Source organism: Pseudonocardia kongjuensis (assembly GCF_039526905.1).
GTDB lineage: Bacteria > Actinomycetota > Actinomycetes > Mycobacteriales > Pseudonocardiaceae > Pseudonocardia > Pseudonocardia kongjuensis.
On record NZ_BAAAJK010000006.1, the window covers coordinates 354,055 to 371,147 of the forward strand.

The window sequence follows — 17,093 nt, forward strand, 5'->3', positions numbered from 1 at the left end:
AGGTTGGCGACCTGATCACGCCGCAGCCGAGAATTGACATGCGAGTCGATTCCGGGTTTCATCCGTTCGGTCGGATGCGCCGGGCCGCCGGGGTGACGACGTGGAGGGCGTGATGGCCGTACTGCAGTCGACGCTGGATCCCGGCGCGGACCGGGCCGTGCTGGACCGACGGGCGATGCTCGAGGCGCTGCGGGAGCACGACGAGCTCGCCGCCCGGGTGATCGCGGCCGGTGGCGAGCAGGCCGTCACCCGGCATCGGGCGCGCGGGCGGCTGCTGGCGCGGGAACGGGTCGATCTGCTGCTCGACGAGGACGCCCCGTTCCTGGAGCTGTCCGGGTTCGCCGGCGTGCACGAGCCCGCGGAGCAGCCCGGTGCGCGGCTGCTGACCGGCATCGGGCCGGTCAGCGGCGTCGAGTGCATGGTGATCGCCAACGAGGCGACCGTGAAGGGCGGGTCGCTGAGCCCGTCCGCGGTGACGAAGCAGCTGCGGGCGCTCGAGATCGCCGCCCGGAACCGGTTGCCGGTGATCAGCCTGGTGCAGTCCGGTGGCGCCGACCTGCCGCGCCAGGAGGAGATCTTCGTGCCGGGCGGCCGGATCTTCCGGGAGCTCACCCGGCTCTCCGCCGCCGGCGTCCCGACGATCGCGATCGTGTTCGGCAGCTCCACCGCGGGCGGTGCGTACCTGCCCGGGCTGAGCGAGTACACGGTCTTCGTCAAGGACCAGGCGGCGGTCTACCTCGGCGGGCCGCCGCTGGTGCGGATGGCGACCGGCGAGGAGGTCGACGACGAGACGCTGGGCGGCGCAGACATGCACGCCCGCGAGTCCGGGCTGGCCGACCACCTGGCCGTCGACGAGCGGGACGCGCTGCGGATCGGCCGGCAGATCGTCGCCGATCTCGGGCTGCGCAAGGCCGGCCCCGGACCGAGCCTGCCACCGGATCCGCCGCAGCGGCCCGCCGAGGAGCTGCTGGCGTGCGCGTCCTCGGACAACCGGCGCACCGTCGAGGTGCGCGAGATCCTGCTGCGGGTGCTCGACGGGTCGCGGTTCGACGAGTTCAAGCCGCTCTACGGCCCCCAGCTGGTCTGCGGCTGGGGCTCGATCGACGGCTACCCGGTCGGGGTGCTGGCCAACAACGGGATCCTGTTCTCCCCCGAGTCCCAGAAGGGCGCGCACTTCGTCCAGCTGGCTAACGCCCGGTCGATCCCGCTGCTGTTCGTCCAGAACATCACCGGGTTCATGGTCGGCTCGGCGGCGGAGCGGGGCGGGATCATCAAGGACGGCGCGAAGCTGATCAACGCCGTGTCGAACTCGACCGTCCCGCACCTGACGCTGATGGTCGGCGCGTCCTACGGCGCGGGCAACTACGGGATGTCCGGGCGCGCCTACGATCCGCGGTTCGTCTTCAGCTGGCCCAGCCACCGGATCGCGGTGATGGGCGGCAGCCAGCTCGCCGGGGTCATGTCGATCATCCGGCGGTCCGCGGCCGAGCGGGCCGGAACGGACTGGGACGACGCGGCCGACCTGGCCCTGCGGGCCGAGACCGAGGCCATGATCGACGCCCAGTCCGGCTCGCTGAACGCGACCGGCCGGCTGTGGGACGACGGGGTGATCGATCCCCGGCACACCCGGACGGTGCTGGGCCTGGCGCTGTCCGCCGTCCATTCCGCCCCGGTCGAGGGCACCGGGCGATTCGCCCCCTTCCGGATGTGAGGGACACCGTGAGAACCGTCAGCACGCTCCTCGTCGCCAACCGGGGTGAGATCGCGCGCCGCGTCGTCCGCACCGCCCGCGCAATGGGTATCCGCACGGTCGCCGTGTTCTCCGATCCGGACGCGCGCTCGCCGCACGTGTCGGACGCCGATCTCGCCGTCCCGCTCGGCGGATCGACCGCCACCGAGTCCTACCTGGACGTCGGACGGCTGCTGGACGCCGCGCGCCGGTCCGGCGCCGACGCCGTCCATCCCGGGTACGGGTTCCTGTCCGAGAACGCGGACTTCGCCGCGGCCTGCGCCGCCGCCGGTCTGGTCTTCGTCGGGCCGCGCCCCGACTCGATCCGGGTGATGGGCCGCAAGACCGGGGCCAAGGAGGTCGCCCGCCGGGCCGGCGTCCCGGTGCTGCCGGACGCGACGCTGACCGGCGATCCCGCGCACGACGCCCGCAGCGCCGCAGCCGTCGGGTACCCGCTCCTGGTGAAGGCCGTCGCCGGCGGCGGCGGACGCGGGATGCGGGTGGTCACCGATCCGGCCGGGCTGGCCGAGGCGGTGACCGGCGCCCGCCGGGAGGCCGCCTCGGCGTTCGGCGACGCCCAGGTGTTCTGCGAGCGGTGGGTGCCCGCCGCCCGGCACGTCGAGATCCAGGTCTTCGGCGACGAGCACGGCGGGGCGATCCACCTCGGGGAGCGGGAGTGCTCGGTGCAGCGGCGGCACCAGAAGGTGCTCGAGGAGGCCCCGTCGACGGCCGTCGGCCCCGGGCTGCGCGCCCGGATGGGCGGGACCGCCGTCGACCTCGTCCGTGAGCTCGGCTACCACGGTGCCGGGACCGTCGAGTTCCTGCTCGACGACACCACCGGGGAGTTCCACTTCCTCGAGATGAACACCCGGCTGCAGGTCGAGCACCCGGTCACCGAGGAGACCACCGGGCTCGATCTCGTCCGCCTGCAGATCGAGGTCGCCCGGGGCATGCCGCTGCCGATCACCCAGGACGACGTGCGGCACCGCGGGCACGCGATCGAGGTCCGGCTCTACGCCGAGGACCCGGCGCACGACTTCCGGCCCGCGCCCGGTCCGCTGTACCGCTACGCCCATCCCGATCCGGTCGGCGTCCGGTTCGAGGACGGCGTCGGCGCGCCCGGCGAGGTGCCCGCGTTCTACGACCCGATGCTGGCGAAGGTGATCGCGCACGCCGGCACCCGGCAGGAGGCGGTCGACCGGCTCGTCGCGGCGCTGGAGGCCACCGAGATCGCCGGCACGGCGACCAACCGCGAGTTCCTGCTGGCGCTGTTGCGCGACCCGGACTTCCGGGCCGGCGCCACCCGGACCGACTTCCTCGACGACCGGCCGCTGCTGCTGCGGCCCGGCCCGGCGCTCCCGGCACCGGTCCACCTGGCCGCCGCGGTCGCGGTGTCGGTCGCGCGGCGACGGGCCGCGGAGCCGGTCCGCAGCTCCGCGCCGCCGGGGTTCCGGCTGCTCCCCGGCTGCCCGCCGCCGGCGGCGCTGTGGCACGACCGGCACGGCGGGCCGCACACGGTCACCCACCGGCTGGGGGCGGCCGGCGGGGACACCACCATCGAGCTCGGCATCGACGGCGAGCAGCACCTCCTGCTGCTGCGCGACCTGGGCCCCACCGGCGTCCGCGTCCGGTACGACGGGCTGGAGCACCGGTGCACCGTGGCACACGACCCGGACGGCGCGGTCCGGGTGACCTCGCCGACCGCCCAGTCGGAGTGGTGGCCGCAGCCCCGCCTGCCCGCCCCGCTCGCGACCGCCGCCGGGGAGGGGCCGGTGTCGGAGATGCCGGGCACCGTCGTCGACGTCCGGGTGGCCCCCGGTGACCGGGTCCGGGCCGGGCAGACCCTCGTCGTCCTGGAGGCGATGAAGATGGAGCATCCGGCGCGCGCGAGCGGGGCCGGCGTGGTGGAGGTCGTCCACGTCTCCCGCGGCGAGTACGTCGAGGCCAGGTCGGTGCTGGTGACGGTCGCACCGGACGTGCCGGCATGACCGCGGCGCCGCTGCGGGTCGCCAACTGCTCCGGGTTCTACGGCGATCGCCTCGCCGCCGCCCGCGAGCTGCTCGACGGCGGCCCGATCGACGTCCTGACCGGGGACTGGCTCGCCGAGCTCACGATCGGGGTGCTGCTCAAGGCGCGCCGCCGCGATCCGGAGACGGGTTACGCCCGGACCTTCCTCACCCAGCTCGACGACGTCCTCGGCGACTGCCTGGACCGCGGGATCCGGATCGTGTCGAACGCGGGCGGCCTGGCTCCGGCCGCCTGCGCGCGGGAGGTCGAGCGGATCGCCGCACGGCACGGCCGGTCGGTCCGGGTGGCGGTGGTGGCCGGCGACGACGTCACCCGCGCGGTCACCGACAGGCTCGCCGCCGGCTGGCCGGGCGAGCACCTCGACACCGGGGTCCCGTTCGGCTCCCTCGGGTCCGAGGTGGCGGTGGCCAGCGCCTACCTCGGCTCGTGCGGGATCGCCGCGGCGCTGCGGGACGGCGCCGACGTCGTCGTGACCGGCCGGGTCAGCGACGCCGCCCTCGTCGCCGGCCCGGCCCGGTGGTACTTCGGCTGGGCCGACGACGACTGGGACGCGCTCGCGGGCGCCGTCGCGGCCGGGCACGTCATCGAGTGCGGCGCGCAGGCCACCGGCGGCAACTTCTCCTTCGTCGCCGAGATCGCCGATCCGGTGCGCCCCGGCTTCCCGATCGCCGAGATCGCCGCCGACGGATCCGCGGTGATCACCAAGCACCCGGGGTCCGCCGGGGCGGTCACCGTCGAGACGGTGACCGCGCAGCTGCTCTACGAGATCGACGGGCCGCGCTACCTCACCCCGGACGTCGTCGCCCGCTTCGACACCGCGACGCTCACCGCGGCCGGCCCGGACCGCGTCCTGGTCTCCGGTGTGCGCGGCGAGCCGCCGCCCCCGTCGGTCAAGGTCGGGCTGGTCACCGAGCCCGGCCACCGCGCCTCGGTCACCTTCGTGCTGACCGGCGACGACGTCCCGGCGAAGGCCGTGTTCGCCGAGCGGTCGCTGTGGGCGGCGGTGCCCGGCGGCCGGAAGGCGTTCGACGACGTCGCGGTGCGGCTGCTGCGCGCGGACCGGCCCGATCCGGGCTCCCCCGACGAGGCCGTCGCACTGCTCACCGTCTCCGTCGCCGGCCGGGACCGGGCGGCGGTCGCCGGTCTGGGCCGGGCCGCCGTGGAGACCGGGCTGTCCGGCTATCCGGGGCTGTACCTCACCGCCCCGCCGGAGAGCGGATCGAGCTACCCGGTGTTCTGGCCGGTCCTGCTCCCGGCGGCGGAGGTGCCGCAGCTGGTGACCCTCGACGGGGTGACCCGGACGGTCCCGGGCCCGGCACCGGCTCCCCGGCCCCGGCCGCTGCCCGAGCCGGTCGTCCCGGCCGGGACCCGCGGACCGGCCGGTGACACCGAGCGGGTGCCGCTGGGGCGGCTGCTGGGCGCCCGGTCCGGCGACAAGGGCGGCAATGCCACGCTCGGGATCTGGGCCCGGGACGACGCCACCTACGACTGGCTGGCCGGATGGCTCACCGAGAGCCGGTGGCGGGCCCTGCTGCCGCAGGCGGCCGCGCTGGAGCTGCGGCCGTGGTGGCTGCCGGGGCTGCGCGCGGCCGGGGTGACCGTGGTGGGGCTGCTCGGGCACGGCGTCGCCGCGAACCTCGATCTGGACTCCCAGGCGAAGGGCCTCGGGGAGTTCCTGCGGGCCCGCCGGGTCGACCTGCCTGCCGCGCTGCTGCACCGTTCGTAGACTGGGCGTTCCGCCCGGCCCGTCACGACCCCGGAGGATCTCTTGGCACGACAGGTGCGGCAGGGGCCCGCCCCGGCGAACGGGGCGGGTCGCAGGCTCGCCCCCTCCGACACGGGGCCGAGCACCGCCAAGGGGCGGCGCACCCGCTCGGCGCTGATCCACGCGGCCCGCGAGACCTTCGAGGAGCTGGGCTTCCGGGATGCCCGGATCTCCGACATCGCCGACCGCGCCGGCACCTCGTACGGGGTCTTCTACCACTACTTCAAGTCCAAGGAGGCGGTGCTCGGGGAGCTGTTCACCACCGTCACCGGCGAGATGTTCGCCGCCTCCCGCCCGGCCGGCGACGGACCGTGGGATCCGATCGGACGGATCGAGGACGCGAACCGCAAGTACCTCGCGGCGGCCCGGCGCAACGCGCGGCTGATCGCCGTGATCGAGGAGATGGCGGTCCGCGACCCGTGGTTCCGGGAGCTGAAGCTGCAGATCCGGGAGCCGTTCCTGCGCCGCAACGAGGCCGGCATCCGCAAGCTGCAGGAGCTCGGGCTGGCCGATCCCGCGCTCGATCCCGCCCTGGTCGCGAGCATGCTCGGCGGGATGGTCGAGCACCTCAGCCTGCTGTGGTTCGTGCACGGCGTGGACTACGACGAGGAGGCGGCGGTCGGCACGCTGACCCGCCTCTGGGCGCAGGCGATCGGCCTCGTGACCGACCGTCCGGGGAGCCAGGAGCCCGCACCCGGCACGTCCGCCGGAGGCTGACCGGGCCCGGCGGGACCGCGGGCGGGCCGGAGCCCGCGCCGGGCCCGGTCAGCCTCCGGCCGGGGCCGGCGCGCGCTCCGGATCGGCCGCCTCGGCCAGCCAGCACCGGCTGACCCGGCCCTCCCCCGTCCGCACGACCGGCGGCCGTTCGGTGCGGCACCGGTCCACCGCCTGCCGGCAGCGCGGATGGAACCGGCAGCCGCCCGGGACGTCGGCCGGGTGCGGCACGCTGCCCGGGATCACCGTCAGCGGCTCGTCCCGTCCGGTGTGGACGGTCGGCACGGAGCCGATCAGCGCCCGGGTGTAGGGGTGCGTGGGCGCGGCCAGCACGTCGGCGGCGGCGCCGCGCTCGACGACCTGCCCGGCGTACATCACCACCACCCGGTCGGCCATCCGGGCCACCACCGACATGTCGTGCGTGATGAGCAGCAGCGCCGCGCCGTGCTCGCGCTGCAGGCGGCGCATCAGGGCCAGGATCTGCGCCTCGACGGTCACGTCCAGCGCGGTCGTCGGCTCGTCGGCGATCAGCAGCTCCGGATCGCAGGCCAGCGCCATCGCCACCCCGACCCGCTGCTGCTGGCCGCCGGACAGCTCGTGCGGGTAGGACCGCATCCGGCGCTCCGGATCGGGCAGCCCGACCTCGCGGAGCAGTGCGACGGCGCGCTCCCGGGCCTGCGCCCGGTCGACCGGCCGGTGCACCCGGATCGCCTCGACGACCTGGTCGCCGACGCTGAACAGCGGGTCCAGCGCGCTCATCGGGTTCTGGAACACCATCGCGATCTCGGCGCCGCGCAGCCGGCGCAGCCGTTCCGGCCCGGCGCCGGCGATCTCCTCGCCGCGGAACGACACCGACCCGCCGGCGACGCGCCCGCTGCCGAGCAGCCCGAGCACCGCCAGCGAGCTGACGCTCTTGCCCGATCCGGACTCGCCGACCAGCGCGACCGTCTCGCCCGGCCCGACGTCGAACGAGACGCCGTCGACCACGCCGAGCGCACCGGCCGCCGTCGGGAACTCGACGCGCAGGTCCCGGACGTCCAGCACCGGGTTCACGCCGCGCCCCCGGGCGCGTGCACCGGGTGCGTGGTGCGTGACCAGCCGCCGAACCCGAACGGCCGCACGACCAGCGACATCCCGGCGTTGCGGGCACCGGTGACCACGATCGGCAGGTGCTCGGGCTCGGGCACCATCGGGAACGGGGCGTCGTCCGGGGCCTCCCCGGCGGTCCGGCCCTTCCCCGCGGCGCGCAGGTCGGCGGCGGTGCGGACGGCGTGGGCGCTGATCCAGGCGGCGACGTCGGCCTTGCCGAACCCGCCGTCGGCCAGCAGCGTGGCGTGCTCGACGCCGAGCAGCAGCCCCGCCGACGACCGGCCGCCGACCACCGCGCCGGTCCGGGCGACCGTGTCCGCGATGTCGCGCAGCAGGTCCGCCGGATCGGTCGAGTCCCGGTTGTCGACGAACTCGCAGGTCCGGATGAGCATGGCCGACACCGATCCGGCGCCGGGCGCGGCGCCGAGCTCGACCGAGAGCGGCTCCCAGGGGCTCTCCTCCTCGTTCTCGCCCACGCACACGGCGAACCGGCCGGGCAGGCCCTGGGTGGCCTGGTCCAGCTCGTGCGGGCGGATGCCGAGCACGTTGCGCACGGTCAACCCGATCGCGCGGGCGATCGTGGCGTTCGCCCGGAAGCCGGGCCCGACCGAGCCGCCCGCCGAGTTGATCCCGAGCCGGGCCCGGACGTCGCCGTTCACCACGATCAGCGGCGCCGGGCCGCTGGTGCTCTGCCAGCCGCCGCCGGTGACCACCCGCTGGGCCATCAGCGCGTCCCAGGCGGCCAGCACGACCGGCAGGTGCTCCGGCCGGCAGCCGGCCATCGCGGCGTTCACGGCGACCCGTTCGACGGTGCACTCGCGGCCCAGGCTGCCGGCGTGCGCGACCACCTCGGCCGGATCGCGCGGGGTCGCCGCGAGGAACTCGTCGCGGGTCGCCGCCGAGACCGGGACGACCGGGAGGCCGTCGGTCCAGTCCCGGTCGTAGGCGTGCTCGATCGCGGCCCGCGCGACGTCCACCGGGTCCACGGTGGACGTCGCGCCCGCCGCGCCCGCCGCGCCCGCCGCGCTCACCGGGCGTCCGCCGGGGCGCGCAGCAGCCGGACCAGCTCGGGCAGCACCTCGCCGGCCCGGGCCGCGATCCCAGCCGCGTCCAGCGACGCGACCGGATGCGGCACGACGGCGTAGTCGTAGCCGGGGCTGCCGCGCAGCCGGGCCATCGCGTCCGCGGTGGCCCGGAACGCGTCGCTGCACAGCACCGCGGCCGGTACACCCGCGGCCTCCAGCGCGATGCCGTCGGTGACGGCCGAGGCGCTGCACGAGCCGCAGTCGCCGACCCCGACCACCACCACGTCGCACCGGGCGGCGAGATCGGCGAGGACCTCCGGCGGGACCGGGTCGTTGATGTGCGGCTTGGTGTGCCGGGCGGCGGGCACGGTGCCGTGCCGCTGCCCGAGCCGCTCGGCGACGGCGTCGAGCAGCTCCGCGGCGTTGCGCTTGGTGTTGAGCAGCAGGCCGAGCCGAAGTCCCGCCAGGTCCGCCGGGCGGGCGGCGAGCGCTCCCCCGGCCGGGACCACCGGATCGGGCGCCCCGGTCGGGTCGATCATGGTCTCGAACATGGCGGGTCCCGTCGTCGGAACTGGGTCGCGCCGCACGCTAGGAACCCCGCCGCCGGACCCGCCAGACCGCATTCCACCAGGCAAAAGGGTTCGGCGCGGCGCGCGACGGATGACGTAGCGGTCCCGGGTCGTCCGCGCGTCGCCCGCCGCCCGCGGCGCTGCCTAGCGTCGGGCCCATGACCTCGCCCGACCGGCCCGCCGTCCAGGTGATCAGCGCACACTCCGGGGACTTCGTCTGGCGGGCGGGCGGCGCGCTGGCGCTCTACGCCGAGCGCGGTCACGACGTGCGCGTCGTCTGCCTGAGCTACGGCGAGCGCGGCGAGTCACCCGGGCTGTGGCGCCGGCCGGGGATGACCGTCGACGCCGCCAAGGCCGCCCGCCGCGACGAGGCCGAAGCGGCCGCCGCCGCGCTCGGCGCGACGATCAGCTTCCTCGATCTCGGCGACTATCCACTGCGGATCGACGACGACGGCCTGTCCCGGATCGTCGCCGAGATCCGGGACGCGGCACCGGAGGTGCTGCTCACCCACGTCGCGAACGACCCGTACAACCGCGACCACGACGCCGCGCACGAGGCGACCCTGCTGGCCCGCCAGGTCGCGCAGGCCGCCGGGCACGATCCGTCGACGCCACCGATCGGCGCGCCGCAGGTGCTGCAGTTCGAGCCGCACCAGCCCGAGCAGTGCGGCTTCGTGCCGAACCTGCTGCTCGACGTCACCGGTGTGTTCGAGCGCAAGCGCACGGCGATGGAGTGCATGGGCGCCCAGTCGCACCTGGTGCGCTACTACACCGATCTCGGGCTGCGCCGCGGCGTGCAGGCCGTCCGCAACGGCGGCGACCCGTCGATCGTGCACGCCGAGGCGTTCCAGCGGGTCTTCCCGGTCGTCGGGGACGTGCTGCGGTGAGCAGGCCGGTGATCGTCCGGACCCGCCGCGGCCCGGATCCCGACGTGCTCGGCCGGCTGGCCCGGCTCGGCGTCGCGACCGTGCACGAGGCGCACGGCCGGCGCGGCCTGCTCGGCCCGGCGATCCGGCCGGTCCAGCGCGGGGCGCGGATCGCCGGGCGCGCGGTCACCGTGCTCTCGCACCCCGGCGACAACCTGATGATCCACGCCTGCGTCGAGCAGTGCGGGCCGGGAGACGTCCTGGTCGTCGCCACCACCTCGCGGTCCACCGACGGGATGTTCGGCGAGCTGTTCGCCACCCAGCTGCAGTACCGCGGGGTGCTCGGGCTGGTCAGCGACGCCGGTGTCCGCGACGTCGCCGAGCTGGCCGCGATGGGCTTCCCCGCCTGGTCGCGCGCCGTGCACGCGCAGGGCACCGCGAAGGCGGTGCCCGGCTCGGTGAACGTCCCGGTCGTCGTCGCCGGGCAGCGGATCGACCCCGGCGACGCGGTGATCGCCGACGACGACGGCGTGCTCCGCGTCCCCCGCGCCGAGGCCGCCGCGGTCGCCGACGCCGCCGCGGCGCGGGCCGCGAACGAGGAGGACAAGCGCCGCCGGTTCGCCGACGGCGTGCTCGGCCTGGACCTCTACGACCTGCGGCCCACCCTGGACCGGCTGGGCGTGCGCTACGTCGACGACCCCGAGGGGGGCCTCCCATGAGCACGTTCGTCCTGCTGCACGGCGCCTGGCACGGGGGCTGGGTGTGGCAGCGCGTCGCCCCCGGCCTGCGGGCGGCCGGGCACGACGTCCTCGCGCCGACGCTGACCGGGGTGAGCGACCGGGCCCACCTGCTCCACCCGCAGGTCGGACTCTCCACGCACGTCCAGGACGTCGTCGCGCTGCTGGAGGCGCACGACGCCCGCGACGTCGTGCTGGCCGGACACAGCTACGCCGGCCAGGTCGTCACCGGGGTCGCCGACCGCGTCCCGGACCGGGTGGCCCGCCGGGTGTACCTGGACGCCTTCGTCGGCGACGACGGCGACGCCGCGATCGACCTGCTCCCGCCGACCGTCGCCGGGCACTACCGGGAGGCGGTCGCCGGGCCCGGCTTCGGCTGGCTGGTCCCGGTCCGCCCGCTGGAGCGGCTCGGCGTCACCGAGCAGGCCGATCTGGACTGGCTCACGCCGCGCCTGACCCCGCACCCGTGGCTCACCTACACCGAGCCGCTGCGGCTGACCGGGAAGGGCGACGCGGTGCCCGCGGCGTTCGTCGAGTGCACCGACTGGATGCGGGTCTTCCGCGACCACGCCGGTCGGGCGGCCGAGCGGGGGTGGCCGGTCCACGAGGTCGCGACCGGTCACGAGGCCATGGTCACCGCGCCCGCCGAGCTGACCGCGCTGCTGCTGGAGCTGGCCCGCTGATGGAGTTCCTGGTCCGCACCCAGAACCTGCTGCCGGTCGACACCCCGGCCGCCACCCGCGACGAGCTGAAGGCCGGCGAGCGGGCCCGCGCCGCCGAGCTGCGCGAGGCCGGGATCCTCAAGCGGCTCTGGCGGGTGCCCGGGCGGAACGCGACCGTCGGGCTCTACGAGGCCGACGATCCCGCCGCGCTGCACGACGCGCTGGCGTCGCTGCCGATGTTCCCCTGGATGGACGTGACCGTCGAGGCACTGGCGACGCACCCGCAGGAGCGCTGAGCGCCGCTCCCCTCCACCGCCGGCTGCGACGGGGGGCGGCCCGGTTCTCCCCGGTCCGGGCCGGGTCAGGGGAACACGACGGTGCGGTTGCCGGACACCGCGACCCGGTGCTCGCTGTGCCACCGCACCGCCCGGGCCAGCGCGAGCCGTTCGGCCTCCCGGCCCCGGGCGGCGAGCTGCTCCGGGCTCAGCGAGTGGTCGACGCGCAGCAGCTCCTGCTCGATGATCGGCCCCTCGTCGAGGTCCGCGGTCACGTAGTGCGCGGTGGCCCCGATGAACTTCACCCCGCGCTCGTGCGCCTGGTGGTAGGGCCGCGCCCCCTTGAAGCTGGGCAGCATCGAGTGGTGGATGTTGATCGCCCGGCCCTGCAGGGCCGCGCACGCGTCGTCGGACAGGATCTGCATGTAGCGGGCCAGCACCACCAGCTCGACGCCCTCGGCGCGGACCAGGTCGAGCAGCTCCGCCTCCGCGGCCGGTTTCGTCTCCCGGGTGACCGGGATGTGCCGGAACGGCACCCCGTACCCGTCGGCGAGCCGCCCCAGGTCGGGATGGTTGGACACGACCGCGACGACGTCGAGTGCCAGCTCGCCGATCGAGTTCCGGAACAGCAGGTCGTTGAGGCAGTGCGCGAACCGGCTGACCATGATCACGGTGCGCGGGCGGTGCCCGGTGTCGGCGAGGCTCCAGGTCATCCCGAACCGCGCCGCGATCGGCGCGACGCCGGCGCCGAGCCGGTCCAGGTCGGGCCGGGCGCCGTCGGTCCGGGCGAACTCGATCCGCAGGTAGAACGTGCCGGTGGTGGCGCTGCCGAACTGGTGGCTCTGCACGATCGTGCAGCCCTGCCCGGCGAGCAGACCGGTCACGGCGTGCACGATGCCGGGCGCGTCCGGGCAGCTGAGCAGCAGCACCGCGCGCGGGCCCGGCGCCGAGGCGGTCACGACGCGGCCCGCGATCCGGCGGCGGCCGTCGCGGCCCGGCGCGCCGCGAGCACCGTGCTGCGCAGCAGCAGCACGTCGGTGACCGGCCCGACGCCGCCGGGCACCGGGGTGAGCGCCGCGGCCCGCGCCGCGACGGATCCGGCGTCGACGTCGCCGACGGTGCGGACCGTCCCGTCCGGCCCGGTGACGGCGTTGATCCCGACGTCGAGCACGACGGCGCCGGGTGCGACGTGCTCGGCGCGGACCAGCCCGGCCCGGCCGGCGGCGACGACGAGCACGTCCGCCCAGCGGGTGTAGCGGCCGATCCCGCCGGTCCGGTCGGCCCACTCGTCGATCGAGGAGACGGTCGCGCCGCGGGCGCAGCCGAGCGCGACCGCCGGGACGCCGACGGTCGCCGACCGCCCGACGACGACGATCCGGCTGCGGTGGTAGAAGCCGTCCCGGTCCTGTCCGGTGCCGTCGATCCAGGTGTCGAGCAGGTCGAACACCGCGGCCGGGGTGGCGGGCACGAACCGGGGCGCGCCGAGCGCGAGCAGGCCGACGTTCTCCGGGTGCAGCGCCTCGACGTCCTTCGCCGGGTCGAGCGCACCGAACACCGTCGCCTGGTCCACGCCCGCCGGGAGCGGGCGGAGCAGCAGGACCCCGGAGACGGCCGGATCGTCGTTGCAGGACCGCACGGCGTCGAGCACCGCCGCCTGCGACGCCCCGGCCGGGAGCTCCACCGTCCGGTGGCCGACGCCGAGCTCCGCGGCGAGCCGGTGCAGCCGCCGCCGGTAGGCGCGGGCGCCGAAGCCGGCGTCGCCGGGCAGCACGGTCGCGAGCCCGGGCCGGATCCCGGACGCGTGCAGCGCGGCGACCTCGTCGGCCAGTGCGGCGCCGAGCTCGCGGGCGCGGGCGCGGCCGTCGATCGGGCGCGCCGTCATCGGTCCAGGCGCTCGAGCAGCCGACGTCGCCACGTCTCGGTGCTCTCGAGGTCGTTGAAGGTGAACACGTGGATCCCGGCCAGGCCGGTGTCGCCGGCGGCCAGTGCCGGGGCGATGCCGTCCAGCACCCGGTCCGGCCGGTAGCCGCCGGGCAGGAAGAACCGCCGGAGCATCCCCTGCTGCTTGCGCAGGAACCGGGCCGACTGCCCGAGCCCCAGCCCGGCGGAGACCCGGATCAGCTTCTGCCTGCTCACCGCGCCGGGCACGCCGACCCGGACCGGCAGCCGCACCCCGGCGGCGGCGATCCGGCGGGCCCACCGCACGGTGGCGGCCGGATCGAAGCACAGCTGGGTGACGATCTGCGTGGCGTAGGGCGCCTTCGCGGTGAGCGCGCCCGCGATCAGCTCGTCGGCGATCCCGCCGTGCCCCTCCGGGTAGCCGCCGATCCCGATCCGGTCGAACCGGTCACCGGCGATCTCGTGCAGCTCGGTGAGCAGAGCAAGGGCGTCCGGATAGCGGCCCACCGGCTCGGCGGCGTCACCGCCGACGACGAACAGCGCGCGGACCCCCGCGTCGGTGAGCCGGTCGGTGAGATCGGCCAGGTGCGCCCGGTCCCGGACCAGCCGGGCCGCGAGGTGCGGCGCCACCCGGTAGCCGTGCCCGGTGAGCCGGACGGCGAGCTCCACGGTCGGGTCGAGCCCCTTCGCCTCGGTGGTCGTGACGCTCAGCCCGGTGCCGGTGGGGACGTGGGCGAGCACCTTGTCCGCGGCACTCGGGAACGGCAGCACCTCGTAGGTGGCCGCGCGCAGCACCCGGGCGAGCACGGCGCGCCGGTCCGCACGCGGCGCCGCGCCGTCCCGGTCGGGGGGATCCAGCAGTGACGTCACGGGGCGCTCCGGTTGTCGAGCAGGGCCAGTCCGGCGGCGGTGTTCGACGCCGGCACGTGATAGGCGGTGTGCACCGTGCGGACGCGGGTGTTCATCGCCCCGCGCATGACCAGCCACATGATCAGCTCGATGCCCTCGGACCCGGCGAGCCGGATGTACTCGTCGCGGTGCAGGGCGGTGAGTTTCTGCGGGTCGTCGGCGATCGCCTCCAGGAACATGTGGTCGAAGCCGGGATTGACGAACCCGGCCCGGGCGCCGGCCAGCTGGTGCGACATCCCGCCGGTGCCGAGGATCCCGACGGTGCGCGCGCCGTCGTAGGACGCCAGTGCCCGGCCGATCGCCTGCCCGAGCGCGTAGCAGCGGGCCGCGGTCGGCTGCGGGTAGCGGATGACGTTGACCATGATCGGGACGACCGGGCAGGGCCAGGCGTCGCCGGGATCGGGGGTCCACACCGACAGCGGCACGGTGAACCCGTGGTCGACGTCGAGCTCGGCGAACACGGTGAGGTCGAAGCCGTCGTCGACCAGGTGCTCCAGCAGGTGGAACGACAGGTCCGGGTCCCCGACGACGTCCGGCACCGCGCGCCGGCCGTACCCCTCGTCGGCGACCCGGTACTCCTCGGCGGTGCCGATCGCGAAGGTCGGCACGATGTCCAGGTCGACGCCGTTGGCGTGGTCGTTGTAGATCAGGATCGCGACGTCCGGGGTGCGTTCGGCGAGCCAGGCCCTGGCCGGGGCGTAGCCGTCGAACAGCGGCGCCCAGCGCGGGTCGGCGGTCAGGTCGCGGTCCATCGCGGCGCCGATCGACGGCACGTGCGAGGTCCCCAGACCCCAGATGACCTCAGACATCGGTACGTCCCCCCGCCGCCATCGCCGCCGTGAACTCGTCCTCGCTCATGCCGGTGAACACGCCGCCCAGGTACTGCATGGAACGTCCGTCCATCATGGCCAGCTTGTAGACGTAGAAGATGCTGCCGCCCAGATCGAGCATCGCCTGCCAGTCCCGCTCCAGGACGGCCGCGGTCTGCTCGGCGGACAGCCCGAACCGCGCGCAGCAGGCGGCCTCGTCGGCGCGGAATCCGGCCCGGGCGTCCTCGGTGCGCAGCGACTGCAGCAGCCGGTTCAGCGGCCGCCCGCGGCGTCCTGCGGGGCCGTCGAAGACGTAGGTCCCCGGCAGGTCGTTCCTGCTGGTCATCCTGGTTCCCCCTGCGCTCGGCCGTGGCACCGACGCTAGGAGCCGGACGGGCCGCGGCCATCGCCCGGATGTCCCGACCGGCGGTCACCGTCCCGCCCCGTCCGGCACGGGACGGATGACGTAGCGGGCGTCCGCTACGTCATCCGTCGCGCCCGGTGCGGCCGTCGCGGCAGGCCCGCTGCCGTCGTTGGGCGCTGCCACGACCGCGCGCGGCGTTCCTAGCGTTGGTCCGATCGTCGTCGAGGACTGGAGCACCATGAGCGCGAGGAACCTGCAGGACGTGCTGGACCGGGCGGGCGACACCGTCGACCTGCTGCGGAACGCCCAGCTCGGCGCCTACATCTACCCGGTCGTCCCGTCGGAGTTCAGCAACTTCCGGCGCGAGGTGCGCGCCTGGCAGCGGACCGCGGTGCTGTTCGACCAGACCCACCACATGGTCAACCTGTGGGTGTCCGGGGCGGGCGCGCTGCAGCTGTTCACCGACACCGGCATCAACAGCACCGCGAACTTCCCGGTCGACTCGGCCAAGCAGTTCGTGCCGGTCGCACCCGGCGGCGGGGTGATCGGCGACGGCATCCTGTTCCGGCTCGCCGAGGACCGGTTCGTCTTCGTCGGGCGCGCCCCGGTCGCGAACTGGCTGACCTTCCAGGGCCAGGGCTACGACGTCGACATCCGGCGCGACGAGCGCTCCCCGTCCCGCCCGTACGGCCGCGAGGTGACCCGCGACGTCTGGCGGTTCCAGATCCAGGGCCCGCGCGCCTGGGAGGTCATCGAGAAGGTCAACGGCGGCCCGCTGGAGAAGGTGAGGTTCTTCCGGATGGGGCACATGACGATCGGCGGGCAGCCGGTCCGGACCCTGCGGCACGGGATGGCCGGGGCGCCCGGACTGGAGATCTGGGGACCGTACGAGAGCTACGGCGCCGTGCGCGAGACGATCCTGGAGGCGGGCCGCGAGTTCGGCCTGGAGCCGGCCGGGGCGCGCGCCTACTCGTGCAACACCCTGGAGTCCGGCTGGATCCCGTCGCCGCTGCCCGCGATCTACACCGGCGACGAGCTGAAGGGCTACCGGGAGTGGCTGGGCGCCGACTCCTACGAGGCGAACAACGCGCTGGCCGGCAGCTTCGTCTCCGCCGACGTCGAGGACTACTACACCAACCCGTGGGAGCTCGGCTACGGCGGCTTCGTGAAGTTCGACCACGACTTCGTCGGCCGCTCCGCGCTGGAGAAGATCGACCCGGCGACCGAGCGGCGCAAGGTCACCCTCGCCTGGAACGCCGAGGACGTCGCGACCCTGCTCGCCTCCCCCGTCTCCGACGGGCCCGAGTACCAGTTCTTCGACCTGCCGAACGCGAACTTCGGCTCGTCCAACTTCGACTCGGTCCTCGACGCCGACGACAACGTCATCGGCCTGTCCATGTTCACCGGGTACAGCGCGAACGAGCGCAAGGCGCTGTCGCTGGCCACCGTCGATCCCGGTGTCCCGCACGGCGCCGAGGTGCGGGTGGTCTGGGGCGAGCCGGACGGCGGCAGCCGCAAGACCACCGTCGAGCCGCACGAGCAGTTCGCCGTGCGCGCGGTCGTCAGCCCCGCCCCGTACAGCGAGATGGCACGCGAGGACTACCGGCCCGGCTGGCGGACCGCGACCTCCTGATCCCCAGGGGCGGGGGCGCC

17 protein-coding genes are annotated in these 17,093 nt (G+C 75.2%); 9 read left to right on the forward strand and 8 right to left on the reverse strand.

Annotated features, from left to right (window positions below; all coding sequences use genetic code 11):
* The first annotated feature begins 112 nt into the window (after positions 1-112).
* Genes ABD160_RS09295 through ABD160_RS09310 form a run of 4 tightly spaced genes read left to right on the forward strand, consistent with a single transcriptional unit; the run spans position 113 to position 6,239 of the window.
* Positions 113-1,711 carry an acyl-CoA carboxylase subunit beta gene (locus ABD160_RS09295; protein WP_344020474.1) on the forward strand — a complete coding sequence of 533 codons (1,599 nt, stop codon included), beginning with the start codon at positions 113-115 and terminating at the stop codon, positions 1,709-1,711.
* Positions 1,712-1,719: 8 nt separating this feature from the next.
* Positions 1,720-3,717, forward strand: coding sequence for an ATP-binding protein (locus ABD160_RS09300; protein ID WP_344020476.1), 1,998 nt, complete (start codon positions 1,720-1,722; stop codon positions 3,715-3,717).
* On the forward strand, positions 3,714-5,483 hold the full coding sequence (locus ABD160_RS09305) for an acyclic terpene utilization AtuA family protein (protein WP_344020478.1): 1,770 nt from the start codon (positions 3,714-3,716) through the stop codon (positions 5,481-5,483). Before ABD160_RS09300 ends, ABD160_RS09305 begins: the two co-directional genes overlap by 4 nt.
* 42 nt (positions 5,484-5,525) lie before the next feature.
* Complete coding sequence (locus ABD160_RS09310; RefSeq protein ID WP_344020480.1) at positions 5,526-6,239, forward strand: TetR/AcrR family transcriptional regulator; 714 nt, start codon at positions 5,526-5,528, stop codon at positions 6,237-6,239.
* A 48-nt stretch (positions 6,240-6,287) separates the two neighbouring features.
* Here the strand turns inward: ABD160_RS09310 and ABD160_RS09315 are convergent, their stop codons facing one another.
* The 3 genes from ABD160_RS09315 to ABD160_RS09325 are packed head-to-tail and all read right to left on the reverse strand — an operon-like array spanning position 6,288 to position 8,901.
* Positions 6,288-7,289 (reverse strand): ABC transporter ATP-binding protein, encoded by a 1,002-nt coding sequence (locus ABD160_RS09315; RefSeq protein WP_344020482.1) that lies wholly within the window; start codon positions 7,287-7,289, stop codon positions 6,288-6,290.
* Entirely contained in the window at positions 7,286-8,356 is a 1,071-nt protein-coding gene (locus ABD160_RS09320) for a hypothetical protein (RefSeq protein ID WP_344020484.1), read from the reverse strand. Before ABD160_RS09320 ends, ABD160_RS09315 begins: the two co-directional genes overlap by 4 nt.
* Entirely contained in the window at positions 8,353-8,901 is a 549-nt protein-coding gene (locus tag ABD160_RS09325; RefSeq protein WP_344020487.1) for a UGSC family (seleno)protein, read from the reverse strand. Before ABD160_RS09325 ends, ABD160_RS09320 begins: the two co-directional genes overlap by 4 nt.
* A 176-nt stretch (positions 8,902-9,077) precedes the next feature.
* Here ABD160_RS09325 and ABD160_RS09330 point away from each other — a divergent pair, with 176 nt between their 5' ends.
* The 4 genes from ABD160_RS09330 to ABD160_RS09345 are packed head-to-tail and all read left to right on the forward strand — an operon-like array spanning position 9,078 to position 11,480.
* The gene (locus tag ABD160_RS09330) at positions 9,078-9,806 is read left to right on the forward strand and encodes a PIG-L deacetylase family protein (RefSeq protein ID WP_344020489.1); all 729 of its coding nucleotides are present in this window, start codon (positions 9,078-9,080) and stop codon (positions 9,804-9,806) included.
* Entirely contained in the window at positions 9,803-10,504 is a 702-nt protein-coding gene (locus ABD160_RS09335) for a 4-carboxy-4-hydroxy-2-oxoadipate aldolase/oxaloacetate decarboxylase (protein ID WP_344020491.1), read from the forward strand. Before ABD160_RS09330 ends, ABD160_RS09335 begins: the two co-directional genes overlap by 4 nt.
* Positions 10,501-11,205 carry an alpha/beta hydrolase gene (locus tag ABD160_RS09340; protein WP_344020493.1) on the forward strand — a complete coding sequence of 235 codons (705 nt, stop codon included), beginning with the start codon at positions 10,501-10,503 and terminating at the stop codon, positions 11,203-11,205. Before ABD160_RS09335 ends, ABD160_RS09340 begins: the two co-directional genes overlap by 4 nt.
* The gene (locus tag ABD160_RS09345; protein ID WP_344020495.1) at positions 11,205-11,480 is read left to right on the forward strand and encodes a muconolactone Delta-isomerase family protein; all 276 of its coding nucleotides are present in this window, start codon (positions 11,205-11,207) and stop codon (positions 11,478-11,480) included. Before ABD160_RS09340 ends, ABD160_RS09345 begins: the two co-directional genes overlap by 1 nt.
* Before the next feature lie 65 nt (positions 11,481-11,545).
* Here ABD160_RS09345 and purU read toward each other — a convergent pair whose 3' ends face one another.
* From purU to ABD160_RS09370, 5 genes are read right to left on the reverse strand one after another with little or no spacing between them, the layout of a single operon-like run.
* A complete protein-coding gene (purU, locus tag ABD160_RS09350; protein WP_344020497.1) occupies positions 11,546-12,418 on the reverse strand; it encodes a formyltetrahydrofolate deformylase in 873 nt (290 codons plus the stop codon).
* Positions 12,415-13,341, reverse strand: a complete 927-nt coding sequence (locus ABD160_RS09355; protein ID WP_344020499.1) for a bifunctional 5,10-methylenetetrahydrofolate dehydrogenase/5,10-methenyltetrahydrofolate cyclohydrolase — start codon at positions 13,339-13,341, stop codon at positions 12,415-12,417. Before ABD160_RS09355 ends, purU begins: the two co-directional genes overlap by 4 nt.
* Positions 13,338-14,228 carry a methylenetetrahydrofolate reductase gene (locus ABD160_RS09360; protein WP_344020501.1) on the reverse strand — a complete coding sequence of 297 codons (891 nt, stop codon included), beginning with the start codon at positions 14,226-14,228 and terminating at the stop codon, positions 13,338-13,340. Before ABD160_RS09360 ends, ABD160_RS09355 begins: the two co-directional genes overlap by 4 nt.
* Positions 14,225-15,076, reverse strand: a complete 852-nt coding sequence (locus tag ABD160_RS09365) for a class III extradiol dioxygenase subunit beta (protein ID WP_344020503.1) — start codon at positions 15,074-15,076, stop codon at positions 14,225-14,227. Before ABD160_RS09365 ends, ABD160_RS09360 begins: the two co-directional genes overlap by 4 nt.
* Positions 15,069-15,422 carry a protocatechuate 3,4-dioxygenase gene (locus ABD160_RS09370; RefSeq protein WP_344020505.1) on the reverse strand — a complete coding sequence of 118 codons (354 nt, stop codon included), beginning with the start codon at positions 15,420-15,422 and terminating at the stop codon, positions 15,069-15,071. Before ABD160_RS09370 ends, ABD160_RS09365 begins: the two co-directional genes overlap by 8 nt.
* 256 nt (positions 15,423-15,678) lie before the next feature.
* On the opposite strand from ABD160_RS09370, the gene ligM reads away from it, so the two are divergent.
* Positions 15,679-17,073, forward strand: coding sequence for a vanillate/3-O-methylgallate O-demethylase (ligM, locus tag ABD160_RS09375; RefSeq protein WP_344020507.1), 1,395 nt, complete (start codon positions 15,679-15,681; stop codon positions 17,071-17,073).
* Positions 17,074-17,093 lie beyond the last annotated feature (20 nt).